The sequence below is a fragment of the candidate division KSB1 bacterium genome (genome assembly GCA_034506395.1).
Classification (GTDB): domain Bacteria; phylum Zhuqueibacterota; class Zhuqueibacteria; order Thermofontimicrobiales; family Thermofontimicrobiaceae; genus Thermofontimicrobium.
Genome location: JAPDPQ010000013.1, coordinates 20,299 through 39,883, shown reverse-complemented (window position 1 = coordinate 39,883; position 19,585 = coordinate 20,299). Strand labels below are relative to the sequence as shown.

Genomic DNA, 19,585 nt, shown 5'->3' with positions numbered 1-19,585 from the left:
AAAATCGACCTGGCCAGCCTCGGTTGAGAGTTTTGAAACTAAACTTCTCACAAGTTGGAAATGTTCAATGGTCCGAGCCTCGTTTATCGCCTAACCCAGCTCAAGGAATTAATCGCCTCAGAATCCTGCTCGGATTAATCACTAAAAGAGATGCTGATCTGTGACCAACGCATCTTCGCCAGGTTCGACCAGAATTGTCTTCTGAACGCCATCAATACTGTCTAAAATTTTTTGCAGCTCCAGCATATTTTGGGGCTGGCATAAGCAATGGACGTTAGGACCGGCATCGATCGTGAAATAGCAAGGGAGCCCAGCTTCGCGCAATTGCTGGATGGTTTTGATAATTTTCAGGGTGGTGGGCTGCCAATAAAGCAGGGATGGCTGAGAGGTCATCATCACCGCATGCATGTAAAGGCAGTTGGCCTCAGCCATTTGTCCCACGGCGTTGAAATCATTTTCCAAGATCAATTTTCGGATTTGCTGAGCTTGCTGTTGGGATTTTCGGATTCGAATTTCATTGAATGGGCTGGTGGCTGCTAGCCGATGTCCTTCGTCAGAAGTGATCGTTTTCCTACCCATGTCTACGATGGCGATCACAGCGTTCATCTCAAAGCAATTGCGCGGGCAAATTTGTTCAGCATAGGCAGTTTCATGCGACTGGCCGCGATAGCAATAGACAAAGCCGCCATGGATCGATCGGGCGGCCGAACCAGAGCCCAATCGTGCGATAGTCGAGAGCTGCTCACGAGTGAAATTGAGTCCCAGCGCCGTAGCAGCGGCCAGCGCCAGCGCAGCGAAGGCCGAAGCGGATGAAGCCAAACCTGCCTGGGTCGGAAAATCGTTCCGACTTACCATGCGGAACCGGTGACTCACCTGGGCCTGCCAGCGAAGGTGGTCCACCACTCGAACCACCCGTTCCAAATGACGGCCAACCACCTCCTGATCTTCAACTACCACAATATCTCGATCCAACTCAGGCGCAAATTCGATTGTGGTGTGAGTTTGTAAATGTATCCCGTTTGTGAGACCGTGTTTCGTCATGCTCACGGTATCGTTCAGCGGGATGTTGAGCTGGGGATCGTGTTGAGAGGAACGCCCCCAATATTTAATTAGAGCGATATTGGAATGAGCGATCGCTGAGGCCTTCATGCTGCATCCTTTGGTTACCCTATTGCGCGGTGGCACTGAATCGAGTTACAAAACCATTAATTGATCCAAGGAACATAATGACGATTCCGAAAATTGCACCGCATTCATCAGAAAATTGGTAGCTTGTTAATCGATGGGAGTAAACTCACCGAATTGCTTTGAATAGATCTTGCATTGTCCGGCTGTTTGCCATCGAGCATTGAAATTATAATAAAATTCCAAGAACTCGGAATCACCGCCGCCGATGGTGGTGATCAAATATCGATTGCGCAACACGCCGATGGTTCTGGCGCGATTGGCAGGGATTGGGGAATCGCCAGCCGAGACATCGACCGGGATCCATCCGTAATTGGGCAGATAGACCTCAGCCCATCGATGCCATACGTCATCAATCCCTTTATCTTGGCTTCTTACCACAATTGAGCCGGCATAGCGCGCAGGCAGACCTGCAGCGCGACACATGGCAATGAAAATGAACGTGTACTCACTACAGGAACCAGTGCCGCGCTTGAGAACCGTGGGCGCAGGATTCCAACCACCTAGCGGCTTCAAATTGTATTCGATCTTATCGCAGATATAATCGAAGATCTTTCTTACCATCCAATACGGATGGCGTTCTTTCCCAACCGCCTGTTTTACCGCTTCCTGAAGGACAGGATGATTGATATCGTACTTCATGCCATCAGAGAGATATTTTGCTGCGATTTCTTTGGGAATATCCTCCAATTTGCCAACTCGCTCTGGAAAAATGATATACTCGGTGTGATACAAGCGCGCATTGACTTTCATTTTCGGATGAAGGATTGTCCCAGATGGAATGTCCTTGAATTGAAAATGGGCCAACTTCTGTCCCCAACGGTCCATCACAATCGCATTGGGCTGCGGTTCAAACTGCACACCATCGAGCAGTTGTTGATTTGGCAGATCGACTGGAATCGCGATATAGCTATCTAACTGAGCGACCGAATCAGGGCCGTAATTGCGAAATTCATGAATCACCTCCCATCGGTAAGCACGTGGGTCTTTTTTGAGGATAAAATCTGGATCGCTGAGATCAAGCCGATACAGCTCTGCCTTCTGGTAATCGGCGCACCAGAGCGTTTTTCCATCCCAGCTCAGGCCATAAGGATACGGGCCTACTGATGGCAGAAAAGTGACCACCTGGCCCGAAGCAGAATCCACCCGGTAGAGCATGTCATCACCGTTGTCCGCTACCCAGATGTATTTTCCATCCCAAGCCAGACCTTTAGAATTGGCTGAAGGCGCTGGGATATTCTCATGCATCATGCCATCGATGCGATTGATTTTGAGCAGCTTTTTCTCTTTATTATCCACCAGCCAGAGAAACTCGCCATCAAATGTGAGCCCGATGGGATCTGGCGAGTTCGATTCAAGCAATTTTTCGGCGATCCCAGTAGTTACATTAATCCCATAGATCCAACCTTCTCCAGCATCTACGCACCAGAGCCGTTGACCATCCCATGCCAATCCTCGTGGATCGAAGCCAGGGGCTTTCATCTGCCGAAGCACACGGCCATCGGCAGGGTCGATCTGGTAGATCAGACAGGTTCTGGCATCTGCCAGCCAGAAGAACTTACCGTCGAACGCCAAGCCAGTTGGATGCTGCGCTGGGGTTTTGAAAACCTTATCAGCATGGCCGATCACTGCGATTGCGTTAGCCATTGGCATGTAACAAAAGGCAATTAGCAAGCAATACTTGAGCCAGAGTTTAAAACGATGATTGTCCATTCGATTTCCTCCCGCCAATGCTTAAAAACTGCGATTATTCCAATGCCGATAAAAATGCTCGGTTATAAATCGCTGCTCTGAAGTTGGTCCGAAAGAGATTTGCATTCTTCCTCTGAGCTACCTTTTCATTTCTGGGGCGTTTCAATGATGAGTATTTCGTTTAAATATGATGAAGTATGTCCAGCAGCCTGACCGAAATAAATGGCGCTGTCATAATCTATTGAATCGAATCGTAAAAGTCAAGCACAAATTCTAATCGGATTTGTTCATATTTCTGAAAAAATCAGGGAAAATCGATCCGGTTTTGATCCATTTTAAAATTAATTGTTCGCAGGGTAGAACGCCAAAGGATCATTCCATTGGAATAGATTTGTGCAATTTTGGCGATGGAGGAATCGATTGAATTATTGGGCTTTGGCCCAATAAAACACCCCCCGTTCCATCTGTCGCGTGTGAACGACGCCCATTTCTATTAACTGACCGAGATATTTATTGACCTCGGTGATGTGGAGTCCCAACATTTGCGAAAGATCTTCTGCTGTACCAGGTCGTCGCTGGATCACTTCTAAAATCGCTGCTGCTACATCTTCGCGATAAACTGGAGTTTCCTTTTTCATCGGAAATTTCGCGATAATTTCAATTGGCCAATCTAATCGTTCAGCAATGTCTTGAAGCTGTTCCAAACTCGCTGATGAAACCCAATGTTCGGTCCCAGGCCGATCCAACGAATTCAATTGCACTAGATCGGGTTTTATTTGATGAATCGCCTCCTTAAGCTTCTCAATATGGTCGGGATGGTCATTTATCCCAGGAACGATAAAAACTTCGAGCCACATCAATCCAGTCTGGATTTTTTTGAGCTCCACCAAACCGGAGATCAACTTTGAAGCCGTGATGAGACGATGGGGGCGATTGATCCGTCGCATGGTTTGGTCATCGGCGGCATCGAGCGAAGGAAGGATCAAATCGATATTGGCGACTTCCTGGCGCAATGCAGGTTGGAAAAATAGTGTTCCGTTGGTAAGCAGCGCAATTTTGTATTGAGGAAATTGCTGTTTTAAAAAAATTATGATCTGTCCCAATCCGCTATGCAATGTCGGCTCGCCAGCCCCAGAAAAAGTGACGAAATCCAGCATGGGTCCTTGGGAGAGGTACTTGGTCAATTCTGCGATCACTTCATTCGTAGGGACATATTCCGCCCGCTCGAGAGTCATGTGCGTCGTTTTGCCGCATTCGCAATAGATGCAATTGAGGGTGCAAGTTTTGTGTGGGACCAGATCTACACCCAGAGAGCGGCCCAGCCGGCGGGATGGAACTGGTCCAAATATATAGCGATAGCCCATAAATTTGCTTGTATTTTTCTTCTGATTTGCTTATTTTCCGTCTCCAAAAGGCAGCCCAATATACGAAAAAAATAATTGAGTTTCAAGCTTATAATTTGATTGCGGTGGTCATCAAATGCGAAGTCGGTCGATGATTGATCTATCTCAGTCAATTTCGACGAAGCTTGCAAGCTCACGAATCGGGTAGTCGGCTAACTCTAAAATATAGAGAACCGTGATTCCGTGAAAGGAATGTTTCTTTTTCAACTTTGGATCTTGAGGATTGTTTCTCCGGTTCATTTTCTGCAAAGGCTCAAAATTGATTCATCTGTTTCTTTTGAAACAATCCAAAAACAGGCTGAAACGTCATGCCGTCCGTTAGCTGACGGACAGGCATCTTTGATCTCTAACTTGTTTTGATTTTTAAAAAGCCATTAGAGATGTTCCTGCATTCGCAGGAGCGACGCGACTGAATTTAATTTCGCATTTTGCACCAGAAACTAATTTGCAGAACTCGATTAAACAAACAAGAAGCTGATTGTACGGATAAGGTAAGCCGGTAAATATTTTTCTGTGGAGGTGACTTTATGATTACCAGAGATCAGTACGAGCGAGCGCGATTGAGGACCTTGGAGTATTTCCAAAAGGCAGGTATTGTATTAACACCAGTCGAGCAGCAGGCCATTGAGGTGGCCGATTTCGGATTGAACGAATTAGAAAGCACTGGCTTGGAGATTATCACCTACGTCAATACCGATCGGGTGTGTGCGAAAGAATTGGTTCTGTTTCCTGGGCAAACCTGTCCCGAGCATCGCCATCCGCCAGTGGAAGGCGAGCCAGGCAAGGAAGAGACATTTCGCTGCCGCTGGGGAGAAGTTTATCTTTATGTGCCAGGCGAGCCAACCCCTAATCCCAAAGCCACGCCACCGAAAGGGAGAGAGAGATGGTACACTGTTTGGCACGAGGTGGTATTGAAGCCTGGGGACCAATATACCCTAAAACCCAATACATTGCATTGGTTCCAGGCTGGAAAAGACGGAGCCATTGTTTCGGAATTTTCGACCAAAAGTCGTGATGAGAGTGATATATTTACTGATCCCGAGATTGCCCGAGCGCCGGTAGTCAGTGATCAGTGATAGAAATCAGTGACCAGTAATCAGTGAGCAGTAATCAGCAAGGGTGAGAGGCAATGAGGATGCGGAAAAATTTCTTGACTTTTAAATGAATAATTTATATTTTAGCTCGCCAAATTTGGGATCAGTTCGTGAGCAAGCGTTTTTTTAATGTGGCGAATCGCCTTATGTCGGCTTCCATGGATGACCGTCGCTGGTCAAATGGATTAACGAGATGAATCAATTGGTCAACTAAGAGCGTGAAGCAGAAAAAGTTGAAAACCCAATATATTTGCCAGAGCTGTGGCTTTGTCTCGGCGCGCTGGTTGGGGCGATGTTCGGAATGTGGGGCTTGGAACAGCATGGTTGAGGAAGCTGTGGAGCCAAAAGCAGATATCCCGGCTGCGGCAATCAAGCCTGCGGTTCCAGCGATGCCGTTAGCCAAGATTCAATACCAGCAAGAGCCTCGGATTCTTTGCCACAGCCAGGAGTTCAATCGGGTTTTGGGCGGCGGCATCGTCCATGGATCTTTGGTGCTCATTGGTGGCGATCCTGGGATCGGCAAATCGACTTTGATGCTTCAGGAAGCTGCCCGCTTGGCAAATGAAAGTTTTAAGGTGCTCTACGTTTCGGGAGAAGAATCGCTATCTCAGATCAAAATGAGAGCCGAGCGATTAGGGCTGACGGCCCAGCACTTATTTGTCCTGACGGAGAACGATCTTGGTAGTATTTTGCATGAGGTCGATCAACTAAATCCCCAATTGATTGTGATCGATTCCATCCAGACAATCTATCGCACTGAACTTGAGAGCTCGCCGGGCAGTATTAGCCAGGTCCGTGAATGTGCCCAGCAGTTGCTCAGGCTCTCCAAGGAACGAAGCATTCCCGTATTTCTGGTAGGTCATGTTACGAAGGACGGCTTCATCGCCGGCCCCAAGGTTTTAGAGCATACGGTGGACACGCTGTTGTTCTTTGAAGGAGATCGAGATCATTTTTTTCGCATCCTCCGAGCGGTGAAAAATCGATTTGGATCGACGAATGAGATTGGCGTGTTTGCGATGACCGATCGGGGGTTGAAGGAAGTACCTAATCCTTCTGAGATGTTCCTCGCCCAGCGAGCCGGCGATAGCTCTGGCTCATCGGTCATTTGTGTGATGGAAGGATCAAGGCCCATTCTTTTGGAAGTGCAAGCCTTAGTTAGTCCCTCAAATTACGGTTTGCCCCAACGCAGCGCTACTGGTATCGACCCAAAGCGGTTAGCCATGTTGCTGGCCGTGCTCGAAAAGCGAGTGGGCGTCCGAATTGGTACCTTCGATGTATTCGTCAACGCCGTGGGAGGGGTTCGCATCGATGAAACTGCGGCAGATTTGGGGATCGCTATGGCCATTGCCTCGAGCCTAAAGAACACCGTGATTCAACCCGATGTGGTTCTGATCGGCGAGATCGGTTTGGCTGGAGAGATCCGACCAGTGCCCCAAATTGAACGCCGCATCAGCGAGGCTGAAAAGCTTGGTTTTAAGCAAGTGATTCTTCCATCTGCCAATGCGAAATCGATCAAGCAACCCAAAGAACGGATCAAATTCCATCCCGTGGATCGATTGGCCCAAGCGGTAGCGCAATTGATCGCTTAATGGCTGCGCACCAGTGAATGGATCGAGCATCCTGAACTGAGTGCTCGCATCTAATTAGTGTCTCAACAGAGACCATTCAATTTGAATGGAAAAGGTCATTCCGAATCATTTGAATTAAAAAAGTCATTCTGAACGAAGTGAGGAATCTGGTTACATTCAGATTGTCCCATTTAAAGATTTCTTTCTGCGATCGAAATGATAAAAAGAGGGGTTTTCGTTCTGGCACTCATCAATGTCTGAGTCTGATCGGAGACCATTCAACTTGAATGGAAAAGTCATTCCGAACGAAGTGAGGAATCTGGTTATATCTAGATTGCTGAACTTACTAATTTCTCCCTTCGGTCGGAATGACAAAAATTCGAGCTCTCGTTCGAGCGCTAATCAACGGCAAAGGACGAGCCTCAGCATTTCAAAATCGGTTATGAATTTGGAAGCAGCGGAAGAAGCCATTACAAGCCTTGAAAAGGTTGTTAGCTATGGATAATGTCCTTTAACATCGTGCTGCTTCTTCATGAATGAGACCATGAGGAAATTGCCAATCGTTTTATTTGATAACCGATAATTATCACATGTCAAAGTCGATCATTGGAGATCGCCTGATGGCTGATGGATAATTAAACATGAATTATGAGATCCGATAATCTATTTTGAAGTTCGAATTAGAAAAAAAAGATCGTTTAACTTCTGCTCGGGCGGGAAGAATTATTCTGGCGCACGGCGAGGTCATAACGCCCATTTTCATGCCAGTGGGAACGCAAGGCACGGTGAAGACGCTTTCTCCAGATGAATTGGAACAAATTGGGGCTCAAATCATATTGGGGAATACTTATCATCTTTATCTGCGCCCCGGAGAAGATCTGATCCACTTCGCCGGCGGTTTGCATCGTTTTATGAGTTGGCCGCGGCCAATACTTACGGATAGCGGCGGGTATCAAGTCTTCAGCCTGGCAGATTTGAATAAAGTTAAGTTCGAAGGAGTGCAGTTCCAATCGCATCTCGATGGGTCATATCATTTTTTTACGCCAGAGCGGGTGATTCAAATTCAGCGCAAATTGGGCTCTGATATTATGATGGTGCTGGATGAATGCACAACCTATCCATGCCCGTTAGATCAGGCCATCCAATCCAACGAGATCACGCTGGATTGGGCGCGTCGCTCGTTGGAGGCCTTTCGAAACAGTGATCCGCTCTACGGCTATGACCAAGCGTTGTTTGCCATTGTACAGGGCAGCACATATGCTGAAGTCCGAAGGCACAGTGCCAATGCGCTGGTAGAAATGGATTTCCCAGGATACGCGATCGGCGGTTTATCGGTCGGGGAACCAAAGGATGCAATGTTCGAGATGACGCAGATTTGTACTGAAATTTTGCCCGAGAATAAGCCGCGCTATCTGATGGGTGTCGGCAAACCAGAGGACCTGGTGCAAGCGATCGAAATGGGAGTGGATATGTTCGATTGTGTGATGCCAACGCGCAATGGACGAAAAGGTACGGCATTCACGTTCGATGGCCCATTGGTGGTCAAAAATGCTACCTATAAAGACGATTTTCGGCCGATCGACGAGGCTTGCTGTTGTTATACCTGTCGAAACTTTACCCGAGCATATATTCGGCATTTATTTAAGGCGGAAGAGATTTTAGGAATGCGGCTGGTTAGTCTCCATAATTTGTATTTTTATTTGGAACTGATGCGCCGGGCAAGACAAGCGATCTTAGAGGATCGATACTCGGAGTGGAAAAATCAATTTCTGGCACGCTATTTTTCAGACAGCGCCATGGTTATAGAAGACACAAGGGACAATCATATCAATTCAATTCATCATCATGTATCAATTTGAGGAGGAAAATAGGTGTTAAATTTCGTTCTACTCATGGCTGGACCGGCAAGTGGCCAGGGACAGGCCAATCCATTGGCATTGTGGTTGCCGATTATTTTGATCTTTGCGATCATGTATTTTCTTATTTTTCGCCCACAGGCCAAAAGACAAAAGCAGCATCGCATGATGCTTGATGCCCTTAAGAAGGGGGATAAGATCATCACTGCTGGTGGTATTTATGGAACGGTTTTAAGCGTCAAAGACAAAGAGAATACGGTTGTCGTGAAAATCGATGATAATACCAAGATTGAACTGGTAAAGAGCTCGGTAGCACAGGTCGTAGAGAAGGCGTAATTTGAGGAACGAGAATTTGGGCGATTGTGCGACTCACTGATTCAAAGAGATATCATATCCGCCCACTGAACTTCGATAGACGATGGAAAATGGAGAAATTGAGAATCATAAAATACGGCAATCCGATTTTGCGGATGAAGGCCAAAAAAGTGGAAAAGATCGACCCATGGATTGAAAAATTGATCGAGAATATGATCTTGACCATGCAGGTTGAAGGTGGCATTGGTTTAGCGGCACCTCAAGTGGCGGAATCGATCGCGCTGCTGGTGGTCGATCATAGCTTAATTTTTGAAGACGGCAAGCCAACAGCATATATCAATCCTGTCATCCTCGCGGCGGAGGGCGAATCGGTTTTAGAAGAAGGCTGTTTAAGCATCCCCGAGATCCGTGCCGAGGTGAAGCGTCCTGAAAAAATCAGGCTTCGCTATCAGACTGTCGATGGCGCAAATCATGAGGATGACTTCGATGGCTTGCTGGCCCGAGTCCTGCAACATGAAATTGATCATTTGAACGGCGTCTTGTTCATCGATCGCATCAGTCCATTGAAAAAGCAAATGCTCAAAAAAGAGCTGAAAGCCATTGCAGATGAAGAAATGATGCTCATGAAAGAAGTCGCTTAGTTGCGGACCGTCCGTAGCTATCCTTCAGATAGCTGGCGGGCGAATTGAATTTTCATCATGGCGATATTTCGGCTGACGCAACAGTTCTCTGGATCGATATATGAAAAAGGGCGGATAGATGAATATCCTATTCATGGGAACACCAGAATTTGCGATCCCCAGCTTGGAAAAACTGATTGCCAGCCACCATCGGGTGCTGGCAGTCGTGACTGGGCCGGATAAGCCAGTGGGGCGAGGCTTAAAGCTCTCTCCAACGCCGGTCAAGCAGGTCGCACAACGCCACGGTATTCCAGTCCTAACCCCAGAGAAGCTCTCGGAGGATTCGTTTATTGCAGCGCTCAGGCAGATACCGGCAGATCTATATGTTGTGGTGGCGTTTCGCATTTTGCCAACAGCGGTTTTTACAATTCCAAGCCAAGGGGCAATTAATTTACATGCTTCCTTATTGCCGAAGTATCGCGGAGCAGCGCCCATTAATTGGGCCATTATTAATGGTGAAAGTGAAACGGGGGTGACCACTTTTTTTATCGAACAACAGGTAGATGCGGGGAATTGGATCTTGCAGCGAGCTATTCCCATTTCTCCCGATGAGACCGCTGGCGAGCTGCATGATCGGTTGAGTCTAATTGGCGCTGATTTGCTGCTGGAAACAGTGGATTTGATTGAAAGTGGGCGGGCACCACGCCATCCGCAACAAGGGGAGGTCACTCGTGCCCCTAAAATCACCCGAGAAATTTGCCATATTGATTGGCAGAAAGATTCTCTTGCCATCTATAATTTGATTCGCGGGCTTTCGCCGCTCCCGCGAGCATTCACGTATTATCAAAATCAAGAATTGAAAATTTGTCGGGCTCACGTCGTGACGCCTGATGTAGCTGCTCCTGGTTTGCCAGGACAGATCATCGATATCAATAAAGAGGCTATCTTCGTTGCAACAGGAAGAGGTGTGCTGGCAATCACCGAGCTTCAACCGGAAAACAAGCGGAGGATGTCTACCGCAGAATATCTTCGGGGTCATCGGCTGCGGATCGGGGAGTTACTGAATTAGCGGGCCGAATGGGTACGTTTGAGATAATTCTTTCGCCGGTTCCGTGCGATGACTGAAGTTGATAGAGGGTAGTTCCACAGAAAATATGAACTCACTTATGAAGTTAGCTCCGCGCCATTGTGTCCTCAAACTGCTCGATCGTCTCGATCAAAGCGATGCTTATGCGGATTTGCTATACGAATCTGAGATGCGCCGATCGCAATATAGCGAATTGGACCGCGCCTTGATTCAACAGATTTTTTATGGGACCGTTCGCTGGCGCAAACGTCTGGAATGGATTGTATCGAAATTTTATCAGGGAAACTATGGCAAGGCTCCTCGATTTGTGCACTATATCCTTGATGCTGCGTGCTATCAATTGCTCTTCCTTGATAAAGTTCCTGCTTATGCCGTAATCAACGAGGCTGTGGAGCTGGGCAAGAAAAAGGGGGGGAAATTCTGGGCGCGGAAGATCAATGCGGTGCTCCGCGCAGTGCAAAAGGGATTGCCGTCTGTGGAATATCCAGATGTGGATCGAGATCCCATCGCTGCCATAGCGATTCGCTACTCGCACCCTGAATGGTTGGTAGAGCGGTGGATCAATCAATGGGGGAGAGATGCAACCTTAGCCCTTTGTCAGGCTAATAATGTGAATCCTCAATTATCGATCCGCGTAAACCGCTTAAAATCGGAGCCAGCTAAACTTCAGGAGATGTTAGCTCGAGACAAGATAACAGCCCAAGCGACGGAATATCTGAGTGATTTTTTGTATGTCGATCACTTAACCAATCTGTGGAATTTTTCGCCCTTCCAACAGGGATATTTCTCAGTTCAGGATGTCAGTGCTGGGTTGGCGTGCCAGTTGTTGCAACCTGAGCCTGGCGAGCGGATTATCGATCTTTGTGCTGCCCCTGGGGGGAAAGCCAGTTACATCGCGGAGTTGACGCAAGACAGTAGCCACATTATCGCGGTCGATGTAAACGAATCTCGCCTCAATTTGGTAGCCAAAAACCGCGATCGACTGGGATTAAAATCAGTGCACCCGATCCTTGCTGATGGTACAAAGTTCCACTGTGAGCCAGTTGATCGGTTGATTTTGGATGCGCCGTGTTCTGGATTGGGGGTGCTGGCCAAGCGGGTAGACCTCCGCTGGAAACGAACGCCAGAACAAATCCAAGAGTTAGTTCAACTTCAAATGCAATTGATCCACAATGCTGCGACGTTGCTGAAACCAGGCGGGGTGATGGTCTATTGTACCTGCACCATTGAGCCAGCTGAAAATCAGCAAATCATCGAACAATTCCTTAAACAACGGCCAGAGTTTTCTATTGAGCCCGCATCGCGCTTTGTTCCGGGCTCGGTGACCACGCCGGAAGGTTATATTTTGACGCTTCCCCATGTGCATGGAATGGATGGATCGTTTGCGGTTCGATTGAGGAAATCGTGAAGCAGGGGAAAAAGCATGATACCTTTGAAAGACTTGGACTGGAATCGTATCGCTAAGGCAATCGGAAAGATTTTTATCGGATTGCTCCTGTTCTATTTGATTATTGATAAAATCGTGATGCCGTTGTATACCCGTCATGGCCAATCGATCACGGTCCCAGATCTGACCAATCTATTCTATGAAGATGCGCGCGAATTATTAGATCGCCTCGATCTTAAAATCGTCGAAGAGGCGAAGAAGTTCGATTCCAAAAGCGAGTTCCCCATTGGGACGATTATGTCTCAAAATCCGAGGCCTGGGGCGACGGTGAAAAAAGGCCGTCGGATTTATGTGATCGTCAGCAAAGGGGAGCCAACTGTTACGATGCCGCGCCTGATCGGAGAATCAGAGCGAAATGCTATTTTCATGCTCGAAAATCTCGATCTGACTGTTGGTAAGATTTATTATGAGCCGTCGGATAGCAGCAATTATTTATTGGTGGGAAAAGTGGTTGCTCAAAGCATTCCGGCTGGCAGCGAAGTCAAGATCGGCACCACAGTAAATTTCACGGTTATATCGAACGCCGAACTGGTGGTGGTTCCTGATTTGGTGGGGATGAATTTGACTGATGCGCAACGGGTTATTGCCAATAACGGCCTGAGCGTCGGCGAAATTTTTTACGAGGAAAAATCGGATCTACTCCCAGAGACCGTGATCGATCAATTTCCTCGGGCAAAAGAGCAGGTGCCACGCGGCGAATTGGTTCGGCTGTGGGTGAGTAGCCTGCCTGGCCGCGACTGAGCAATTCGAATGTTGGATTGCTGGCCTGGGTTATTGCAAATGGTCGTGGGACGAAGCATCATGAGATGGTGAGGATAAAAGTTAATGGTCATTATTGCTCCTTCGATATTGGCGGCTGATTTCGGCCGATTGCCAGAGCAACTCGCCTTAGTGAAAGACGCTGGGGCGAAATGGATCCATATCGATGTCATGGACGGCCATTTCGTGCCTAACCTGACATTCGGCCCAATGATAGTCGCAGCGGTCCGGCGCATGACCGATTTGTTTTTAGATGTGCATCTGATGGTCGAAGAACCAGATTTTCTGATCCCCGCATTTCGTGAGGCGGGTGCGGACATGATCACGGTCCATATCGAGGCTGTAAACCATATTCATCGCAGTGTGCAGCTTATCAAAAACACTGGCGCATTGGCTGGGGTGTCATTGAATCCAGGCACTAGCCCTTGTCAGATCGAAGCGATCCTGCCTGAGGTGCATTTGATTCTGGTCATGACTGTCAATCCCGGATTCGGGGGACAGGAATTTATCCCTGCGACCCTCCCCATCATTTCTCGGATCGCCCGAATGATCAAGGAGCTGGACCGAAATATTTACCTCGAAGTGGATGGAGGGATTTCTCCAAAAACTGCGCCATTGGTGGTGCGTGCTGGGGCCAATGTGTTGGTAGCTGGAACCGCCATTTTCCAGCAGCCCAATATCATCGATGCTGTGAGACAATTACAAGCCGCAGTTCCCAGAAAGGATGAGCTGATCATTTGATTTCGAAAACGATTCAATTTTGAGTTTTTCAATACTTCTCAATTTAGGGTACAAAATGCTTCTTGAGCAATTAGCTTCTATTGCAAAATGGAGAATTGGATTATGCCGTGTCATTGCTGCAAATGCAAAAATCTTTTTAATAATCAAAAGGAGTAAGAGATTAGAGATGCCTACATGCGCAGGCATGACATTTCATCGCGTTTTTGAAATCTTGCAACAGAATCTGATTAGCTGGAACACATCTTCTGGAGCAAATGAGCTTCACAGAGATCAATTCAGAGTTTTGAAAAAAAGGAATTCGAATTTCGATTGTCACGCGCTTTGGCGATCAAATTGGAGTGGCGAGTGAGTAACTTGAGAGCAACTTTCGGGTCGATCAGATCATGGTGTTAACGAAATCAATGCATCGCGGCGTGGTGAAGTGGTTTGATGATGTGAAAGGTTTCGGGTACATTCAAAGCGAAACCGGAGAGGATGTTTTTGTGCATTTCACCGACATTATTCAGGATAAGGGTTTTAGGACATTATCACCGGGGACGAATGTCGAGTTCGAGATATTCTGGGGGGAGAAAGGCCCCAAAGCAATGAATGTCGTGAAAAAATGAGGCTGGTATGGGCGAGATTTTCACTGAGGCTGCGATTGATGAAATTGCAAAAGTTTTAAATTGTGCTTGGAAATATCAGGGCAATAATTACCGGCTCGTAGTGGAAGATCCTGCGACCGATCGGAGATTGGTTCTGGAGATTTACCCTAATATCAAAATTGGAGATCGAGTTGGCAATCTGATCTCAGTGAATACGAAACTAACTCAGCTTCAATTGCACTTTTGCACTGGATATGTGGTGAGTGAGCTGCTGGGGGAGGTGACATTTTACAGCGAGGCGAATGGGAAGGTCTCTGGCTTGGTTGTGGAGCGCGTGGTTGGATGCGCCATGTACGCCAATGTGGATCGCTCGGTGCTATCTGGCGATTTTACCAATTTAGGGCCAGAGGTGTGGCTGAGCGGTATCGCCCTGTCGCTTACTGAACATGTTTTAAATTCATCAAAGGAAGTCAAATCATGACGAAGGATGAGGCCTGGAAATTCATAACAGAATTTTGTGCGCAGCATGAGGTGCCGCTGTACGGAAGTTGTTCCATTGATGAATTGAAGTCCCAATTTTATCTTTCGCCCCAGGAATTAGAAGGCCTCACCCATGCGGTCTCGATGGGCGTGCCGCTCTCTTCGGCGGTGCTGAACGGTATTGTTGACCATCCAACGATGTTGTATAGCTGGCATTATCGACAGGCTAATATCCAATTGGACAAATTGGCATTCTTGTTAAGCATGAGAATTCAGGAAGCGGGTTATCGCGCGTTGCCGATTGCAGCCTCGCAGGTGATCGACTGGAAACGCCAGATTGGGCATGTATCCCATCGCCATGTGGCGCTCAAGGCAGGGCTCGGCTGGCATGGCCGAAATAATCTGCTGGTCACCAAAAAATATGGCTCTCAGCTCCGGCTGGTCACTGTGTTGACCGATCTGCCCTTGCCTGATGGCGCACCTCAGCCTTTCCAATGCGGTGATTGCTACGCCTGTGTGGCAGCCTGTCCAGTCCAGGCTATTGGCAACCAGGCCAGCGAACACAATTTCCAGAAATGTTTTGAATTGCTCGATTTTTTCTGCAAGAAAAAAAATTTGAACCTTCACATTTGCGGCATTTGCGTGAAAGCCTGTCCCAGCAAAAAATAGGAACATTTCATCGTCCAGCGATCGTTCTTTTGCAATCCAGTCGTTTTGCAAGGATCAACATATTGACACATGGATCAACAGCTTGATGATTTTATCACCTTTTTGACGGTGGAGCGCAATTTGGCAGCGAACACCATCTCGGCTTATGCTTCAGACCTGGTCAAATACATCGACTTTCTCTCGAGGCGTGGGATCGAGCGGCTAAATGATGTCAAGCCTGCAGATGTTGTCGCTTACATCACCCAGCTCCACAACGGCGATCTTTCGACGTTCACGATCGCGCGCAATCTATCGGCGCTACGGATGTTCCATCGCTTCTTGGTCACCGAGAATCTCACCGATAGCGATCCAACTGATTCGATGAGTTCGCCTCGGTTGGCTAAGCGGCTGCCTCAGGTTTTGGATCAGGCCGAAGTTGCGCGGCTGATCGAGCAAGCAGACACGTCCACTGTGCTGGGACTCCGCGACCGAGCACTATTGGAATTTGCTTATGCCACGGGCGTGCGGGTTTCAGAGCTGATCTCGGTCAAGTTGCATGATCTGATGCTGGATGATCAACTGGTTCAAGTGGTCGGCAAGGGGAGCCGAGTTCGATTGATCCCCATTGGCGAACAGGCCATTGCCGCTGTAATGCATTATCTCCAAGGCAGTCGACCGATGCTGCTCAAAAACGAGAACGAGAGCACGTTGTTTCTTAACCAGCGAGGTAAGGGACTTACCCGAATGGGCTTCTGGAAAATTCTAAGGAAATATGTGCTCCAGGCGGGCATTACTCGGCCAGTCTCGCCCCATACACTAAGACATTCGTTCGCGACACATCTAATCGAAGGCGGTGCCGATCTCCGAGCGGTTCAGGAAATGTTGGGACATGTGAATATTGCCACCACCCAAATATACATGCATCTTGATCGCGAATATCTGAAGGAGGTGCATCGAACCTTTCATCCGCGCGAAAAGGAATATTATGCCGCGCGTCAAAAGCAGCGACATGCGCAGTGAGTCTCATGACCGCAGTTTTGGTCGATTCATTAATCATTTTAAGAAAGCAGGACCTGGATCAAGTGGGAGCAGAGCGAGCCATGAAGGATAAAGCGGGTTTCGATCTTTTATCTGAAGATAAATTGAAATCGGTGATAAAAACTGAGCTGTTTGCAAAGAAGATCTACTCGTTCTGGAGTATCGGTTCGACCAACGAGTTCGCTCACAATCGAGCAATCCAGGGGGAGCCGGAGGGGACTTTGGTCATTGCTGAGCAACAGGTTCGGGGACGAGGACGAAAAAATCGGCGTTGGGAGTCACCGTTCAACAAAGGACTGTGGTTTTCTGTCGTCTTGCGGCCCAACATCGTTTCTGATCAGGTCGGGTTAATCCCGTTTCTTGCAGGGGTTGCCGTTGCAGAGGGGATCGAAAATTTCACTGGCCTAAAGCCAGAAGTGAAATGGCCCAACGATCTATTGCTCAATGGCAAAAAGATCTGTGGCATTCTCTCTGAGGCTGAGTTCCAAAATGGCAAAATTCGCTTTATTATCCTTGGGATCGGCATCAATGTCCATCATAAACCACACGAGTTCCCTGAGGAGTTCCGTGATCGGGCGACATCGTTGCGGGCAGAATCGAATTTGCGAATTGACCGCTCCGAGCTATTGGCCGAAATCCTACTTCAGCTCGAAAAAAATTATCAAACCATGCAACATCAGGGCTTTGCGCCCATCATTTCCAATTGGAAAAAACGCTGTCCGCATTTAGGGAAACAGGTCACCATCATCCAGGACGATGAACGGCTTGAGGGCATTTTCGAAGATCTGAATGAACAGGGCTGTCTTATGTTGCGGACCAGGGATGGTGAGCTGAAGAAAATTGTCACGGGAGACTTGCTATTTTAGGAGGGCTATGCTGGTAACGATTGATATCGGCAACACTAATGTGGTAGTCGGCATATATGAAGGGACGCAGTTGAAGGCGCATTGGCGGTTGTCCAGCCAGACAGGGCGTACCAGCGATGAGTGCTGGATCATGCTCTCGGCGATGCTGCGCGCAAGCGGCATCCAACCTGATCGATTAACTGGGGCTGCCATTTCTTCCGTCGTCCCCAACCTGACGCCAGTGTTCACCAGATTGCTGGAGCAACATCTGAATTTGAAGCCAGTTGAAGTGAGCTCTGAATTACCTTTGAAATTGAAGATCTTGTATGATGACCCCCGATCCGTTGGCGCCGATCGGATTTGTAATGCCGTCGCTGGCTATCATTTCTTCGGCGGCCCTTTGGTGGTCCTCGATTTTGGCACTGCCACCACCTTTGATGTCGTTTCGAAAAATAACGAATATTTGGGCGGGATCATCGCCCCAGGCATTGAGCTAACCGCTTCGGTGTTGCATCAACGAGCCGCTCGCCTGCCTAAAGTAGAATTGAAATTCCCTCCGTCCGTGATCGGCACAACCACCGAGACCAGCATCCAGTCCGGCTTAATGTTCGGCACGGTCGAATTGATCAATGGGTTGATCGACCGGATCGAGCGACAGCTTGGCAATCCTGTCCGCACGATTGCCACCGGCGGTCTCGCCACTGTTGTAGCTCCCTATACTCATAAAATCGAACGCGTCGAACCGTTTCTCACCCTCGATGGCTTGCGTTTGATTTATGAGCAAGTGAGTAGTTAAAGGGATGGCAAGAAAGAAGAATTGCAGCAGGCAATCCTTTGATTCTGACATCAGCATCGTAGCGATCTGCTGCGTCTCGATCGGGCAACTTCGAGACAGATCCCCACAACGATTCTGTCGATTGGTTTAAAGTCACGAGTCACAAACTGAAGCATTTTAAAGATCACCCTCTTCTTTTGGATCTCATTGATAGATCCTGTTTTCAACAATGAAAAGAGGAGCTCAGCTTAAGGGAGGACGATTGAAAGGGCTTCAGTATAGAATAAATTTTGCCAGCCGGCCATCAATCCCACCGTTTTCCAGGGGTTTCTTCCATGCGGGTCGAAGGCCAATATGCTTCAGCATCGTTCGATTACCAAAATAAATGTACGCTGTCGCTCCCTGGCATTTCTTCTTCAGAAAATCGCCCAACGCCTTATAAAATTGTCCCAAATTTTGCGGATCGCCGAGCCGAATGCCGTAGGGTGGGTTACACAGAATGGTGTTGTCGGTCAGGTTAGCGATGTCTTTGAAATCCATGATCGATAAATGGACACGGTTTCCAAATGGAAGGCTATGAATGTTGGTTGTTGCAGCTTGAATCGCTTTATGAGAGATATCGCTGCCAGCGATCAATCCATCGGGCAGTGCCTGCATTTGCTGATCGGCTTGGTTTTTAATTTGTCGCCAAATGTCAGCTTGGAAATCAGGGAGCATTTGGAACCCGAATCGGTCGCGCAAATAGCCAGCAGGAACCTGACAATAGGCCATAAGCGCTTCGCACAGCAAGGTGCCAGATCCGCATAAGGGATCATAGAGTGGTCTTTGGCCAACCCATTCTGCATAACGAATTATGGCTGCCGCGACCGTCTCCTGCATGGGCGCTTCGACCGATCGTTTCCGATACCCGCGCCGATGCAGCGATCCTCCAGAAGCATCAATGCTGATAGTGGCTTGATCAGATTCGATATGGAGGTTAATCCAAACATCGGGATTTTCACGGTCGACACTGGGCCGCTCGCCAGTCGCATCGCGAAAGGCATCGGCGACGGCGTCCTTCAGCCGCAGGCTGGCAAATTGAGAATGGGTGATCTTGCTATGCGAGATGTTGGCAAATATGGCGAAACGATGATGGATCGAAAACAATTTGCTCCAATCAATGCTTCTTGCGACTCGGTACAATGTCAGCTCATCGGGGCAATCGAATGTGATAAGCGGGGCAAGCACGCGAGTGATGAGGCGAGAGCAATAATTAACGCGATACAAGGTGGCATGATCAGCCGAAAAATAGATACCGCGAAACGCAGGGTCGATCTCCTCAGCGCCGAGCTCGGATAATTCCTGACACCCCAATTCTTCTAATCCCCCTGCGATTTGCGCAAAGAAGCGAAACGATTTTTGATATTCGAACGTCATGTGGCTCTCGTCCAATCAATGTAACCTTTTTT

The 19,585-nt window shown here is 48.0% G+C and carries 19 protein-coding genes; 15 read left to right on the top strand and 4 right to left on the bottom strand.

Annotation, left to right across the window (positions count from 1 at the left end; all coding sequences use genetic code 11):
* Positions 1 to 141: 141 nt before the first annotated feature.
* The 3 genes from mvaD to ONB37_10295 form a co-directional block, all read right to left on the bottom strand.
* Complete coding sequence (gene mvaD / locus ONB37_10305; protein ID MDZ7400544.1) at positions 142 to 1,149, bottom strand: diphosphomevalonate decarboxylase; 1,008 nt, start codon at positions 1,147 to 1,149, stop codon at positions 142 to 144.
* A 126-nt stretch (positions 1,150 to 1,275) separates the two neighbouring features.
* Positions 1,276 to 2,898, bottom strand: coding sequence for a hypothetical protein (locus ONB37_10300; GenBank protein MDZ7400543.1), 1,623 nt, complete (start codon positions 2,896 to 2,898; stop codon positions 1,276 to 1,278).
* Between the two features lie 404 nt (positions 2,899 to 3,302).
* Positions 3,303 to 4,241 (bottom strand): radical SAM protein, encoded by a 939-nt coding sequence (locus ONB37_10295; protein MDZ7400542.1) that lies wholly within the window; start codon positions 4,239 to 4,241, stop codon positions 3,303 to 3,305.
* Between the two features lie 566 nt (positions 4,242 to 4,807).
* Here ONB37_10295 and ONB37_10290 point away from each other — a divergent pair.
* The 15 genes from ONB37_10290 (at position 4,808) to ONB37_10220 (ending at position 18,158) form a co-directional block, all read left to right on the top strand.
* Positions 4,808 to 5,356, top strand: coding sequence for a D-lyxose/D-mannose family sugar isomerase (locus tag ONB37_10290; protein ID MDZ7400541.1), 549 nt, complete (start codon positions 4,808 to 4,810; stop codon positions 5,354 to 5,356).
* Between the two features lie 251 nt (positions 5,357 to 5,607).
* Complete coding sequence (gene radA, locus ONB37_10285) at positions 5,608 to 6,963, top strand: DNA repair protein RadA (GenBank protein MDZ7400540.1); 1,356 nt, start codon at positions 5,608 to 5,610, stop codon at positions 6,961 to 6,963.
* Between the two features lie 647 nt (positions 6,964 to 7,610).
* Entirely contained in the window at positions 7,611 to 8,801 is a 1,191-nt protein-coding gene (gene tgt, locus ONB37_10280; protein ID MDZ7400539.1) for a tRNA guanosine(34) transglycosylase Tgt, read from the top strand.
* Positions 8,802 to 8,813: 12 nt separating this feature from the next.
* Complete coding sequence (gene yajC, locus ONB37_10275) at positions 8,814 to 9,134, top strand: preprotein translocase subunit YajC (GenBank protein MDZ7400538.1); 321 nt, start codon at positions 8,814 to 8,816, stop codon at positions 9,132 to 9,134.
* Positions 9,135 to 9,223: 89 nt separating this feature from the next.
* A complete protein-coding gene (gene def / locus ONB37_10270; GenBank protein ID MDZ7400537.1) occupies positions 9,224 to 9,754 on the top strand; it encodes a peptide deformylase in 531 nt (176 codons plus the stop codon).
* A 118-nt stretch (positions 9,755 to 9,872) separates the two neighbouring features.
* Positions 9,873 to 10,802 (top strand): methionyl-tRNA formyltransferase, encoded by a 930-nt coding sequence (gene fmt / locus ONB37_10265; protein MDZ7400536.1) that lies wholly within the window; start codon positions 9,873 to 9,875, stop codon positions 10,800 to 10,802.
* Between the two features lie 97 nt (positions 10,803 to 10,899).
* Positions 10,900 to 12,228 (top strand): 16S rRNA (cytosine(967)-C(5))-methyltransferase RsmB, encoded by a 1,329-nt coding sequence (gene rsmB, locus ONB37_10260; protein MDZ7400535.1) that lies wholly within the window; start codon positions 10,900 to 10,902, stop codon positions 12,226 to 12,228.
* Between the two features lie 15 nt (positions 12,229 to 12,243).
* A complete protein-coding gene (locus ONB37_10255) occupies positions 12,244 to 13,008 on the top strand; it encodes a PASTA domain-containing protein (GenBank protein ID MDZ7400534.1) in 765 nt (254 codons plus the stop codon).
* A gap of 84 nt (positions 13,009 to 13,092) precedes the next feature.
* The gene (gene rpe, locus ONB37_10250) at positions 13,093 to 13,767 is read left to right on the top strand and encodes a ribulose-phosphate 3-epimerase (GenBank protein ID MDZ7400533.1); all 675 of its coding nucleotides are present in this window, start codon (positions 13,093 to 13,095) and stop codon (positions 13,765 to 13,767) included.
* Between the two features lie 401 nt (positions 13,768 to 14,168).
* Positions 14,169 to 14,372, top strand: a complete 204-nt coding sequence (locus ONB37_10245) for a cold shock domain-containing protein (GenBank protein MDZ7400532.1) — start codon at positions 14,169 to 14,171, stop codon at positions 14,370 to 14,372.
* Between the two features lie 7 nt (positions 14,373 to 14,379).
* Positions 14,380 to 14,832, top strand: coding sequence for a hypothetical protein (locus tag ONB37_10240; protein MDZ7400531.1), 453 nt, complete (start codon positions 14,380 to 14,382; stop codon positions 14,830 to 14,832).
* Entirely contained in the window at positions 14,829 to 15,500 is a 672-nt protein-coding gene (locus ONB37_10235) for a hypothetical protein (protein ID MDZ7400530.1), read from the top strand. The genes ONB37_10240 and ONB37_10235 overlap by 4 nt, the downstream gene beginning before the upstream one ends.
* Before the next feature lie 69 nt (positions 15,501 to 15,569).
* Positions 15,570 to 16,499 (top strand): site-specific tyrosine recombinase XerD, encoded by a 930-nt coding sequence (gene xerD, locus ONB37_10230; protein MDZ7400529.1) that lies wholly within the window; start codon positions 15,570 to 15,572, stop codon positions 16,497 to 16,499.
* 5 nt (positions 16,500 to 16,504) lie between these two features.
* A complete protein-coding gene (locus ONB37_10225) occupies positions 16,505 to 17,383 on the top strand; it encodes a biotin--[acetyl-CoA-carboxylase] ligase (protein ID MDZ7400528.1) in 879 nt (292 codons plus the stop codon).
* A gap of 7 nt (positions 17,384 to 17,390) precedes the next feature.
* Positions 17,391 to 18,158, top strand: a complete 768-nt coding sequence (locus ONB37_10220) for a type III pantothenate kinase (GenBank protein MDZ7400527.1) — start codon at positions 17,391 to 17,393, stop codon at positions 18,156 to 18,158.
* A gap of 252 nt (positions 18,159 to 18,410) precedes the next feature.
* Here ONB37_10220 and ONB37_10215 read toward each other — a convergent pair whose 3' ends face one another.
* A complete protein-coding gene (locus ONB37_10215; protein ID MDZ7400526.1) occupies positions 18,411 to 19,553 on the bottom strand; it encodes a THUMP domain-containing protein in 1,143 nt (380 codons plus the stop codon).
* Between the last annotated feature and the right edge of the window lie 32 nt (positions 19,554 to 19,585).

Coding starts and splice junctions, on each gene's coding strand:
- ONB37_10255 (MDZ7400534.1), top strand. CDS start 12,244: ATGATACCTTTGAAAGACTTGGACTGGAATCGTATCGCTAAGGCAATC.
- ONB37_10215 (MDZ7400526.1), bottom strand. CDS start 19,553: ATGACGTTCGAATATCAAAAATCGTTTCGCTTCTTTGCGCAAATCGCA.
- rpe (MDZ7400533.1), top strand. CDS start 13,093: ATGGTCATTATTGCTCCTTCGATATTGGCGGCTGATTTCGGCCGATTG.
- ONB37_10220 (MDZ7400527.1), top strand. CDS start 17,391: ATGCTGGTAACGATTGATATCGGCAACACTAATGTGGTAGTCGGCATA.
- ONB37_10235 (MDZ7400530.1), top strand. CDS start 14,829: ATGACGAAGGATGAGGCCTGGAAATTCATAACAGAATTTTGTGCGCAG.
- ONB37_10225 (MDZ7400528.1), top strand. CDS start 16,505: ATGACCGCAGTTTTGGTCGATTCATTAATCATTTTAAGAAAGCAGGAC.
- fmt (MDZ7400536.1), top strand. CDS start 9,873: ATGAATATCCTATTCATGGGAACACCAGAATTTGCGATCCCCAGCTTG.
- ONB37_10290 (MDZ7400541.1), top strand. CDS start 4,808: ATGATTACCAGAGATCAGTACGAGCGAGCGCGATTGAGGACCTTGGAG.
- def (MDZ7400537.1), top strand. CDS start 9,224: ATGGAGAAATTGAGAATCATAAAATACGGCAATCCGATTTTGCGGATG.
- rsmB (MDZ7400535.1), top strand. CDS start 10,900: ATGAAGTTAGCTCCGCGCCATTGTGTCCTCAAACTGCTCGATCGTCTC.
- ONB37_10245 (MDZ7400532.1), top strand. CDS start 14,169: ATGCATCGCGGCGTGGTGAAGTGGTTTGATGATGTGAAAGGTTTCGGG.
- mvaD (MDZ7400544.1), bottom strand. CDS start 1,149: ATGAAGGCCTCAGCGATCGCTCATTCCAATATCGCTCTAATTAAATAT.
- ONB37_10300 (MDZ7400543.1), bottom strand. CDS start 2,898: ATGGACAATCATCGTTTTAAACTCTGGCTCAAGTATTGCTTGCTAATT.
- xerD (MDZ7400529.1), top strand. CDS start 15,570: ATGGATCAACAGCTTGATGATTTTATCACCTTTTTGACGGTGGAGCGC.
- ONB37_10240 (MDZ7400531.1), top strand. CDS start 14,380: ATGGGCGAGATTTTCACTGAGGCTGCGATTGATGAAATTGCAAAAGTT.
- ONB37_10295 (MDZ7400542.1), bottom strand. CDS start 4,241: ATGGGCTATCGCTATATATTTGGACCAGTTCCATCCCGCCGGCTGGGC.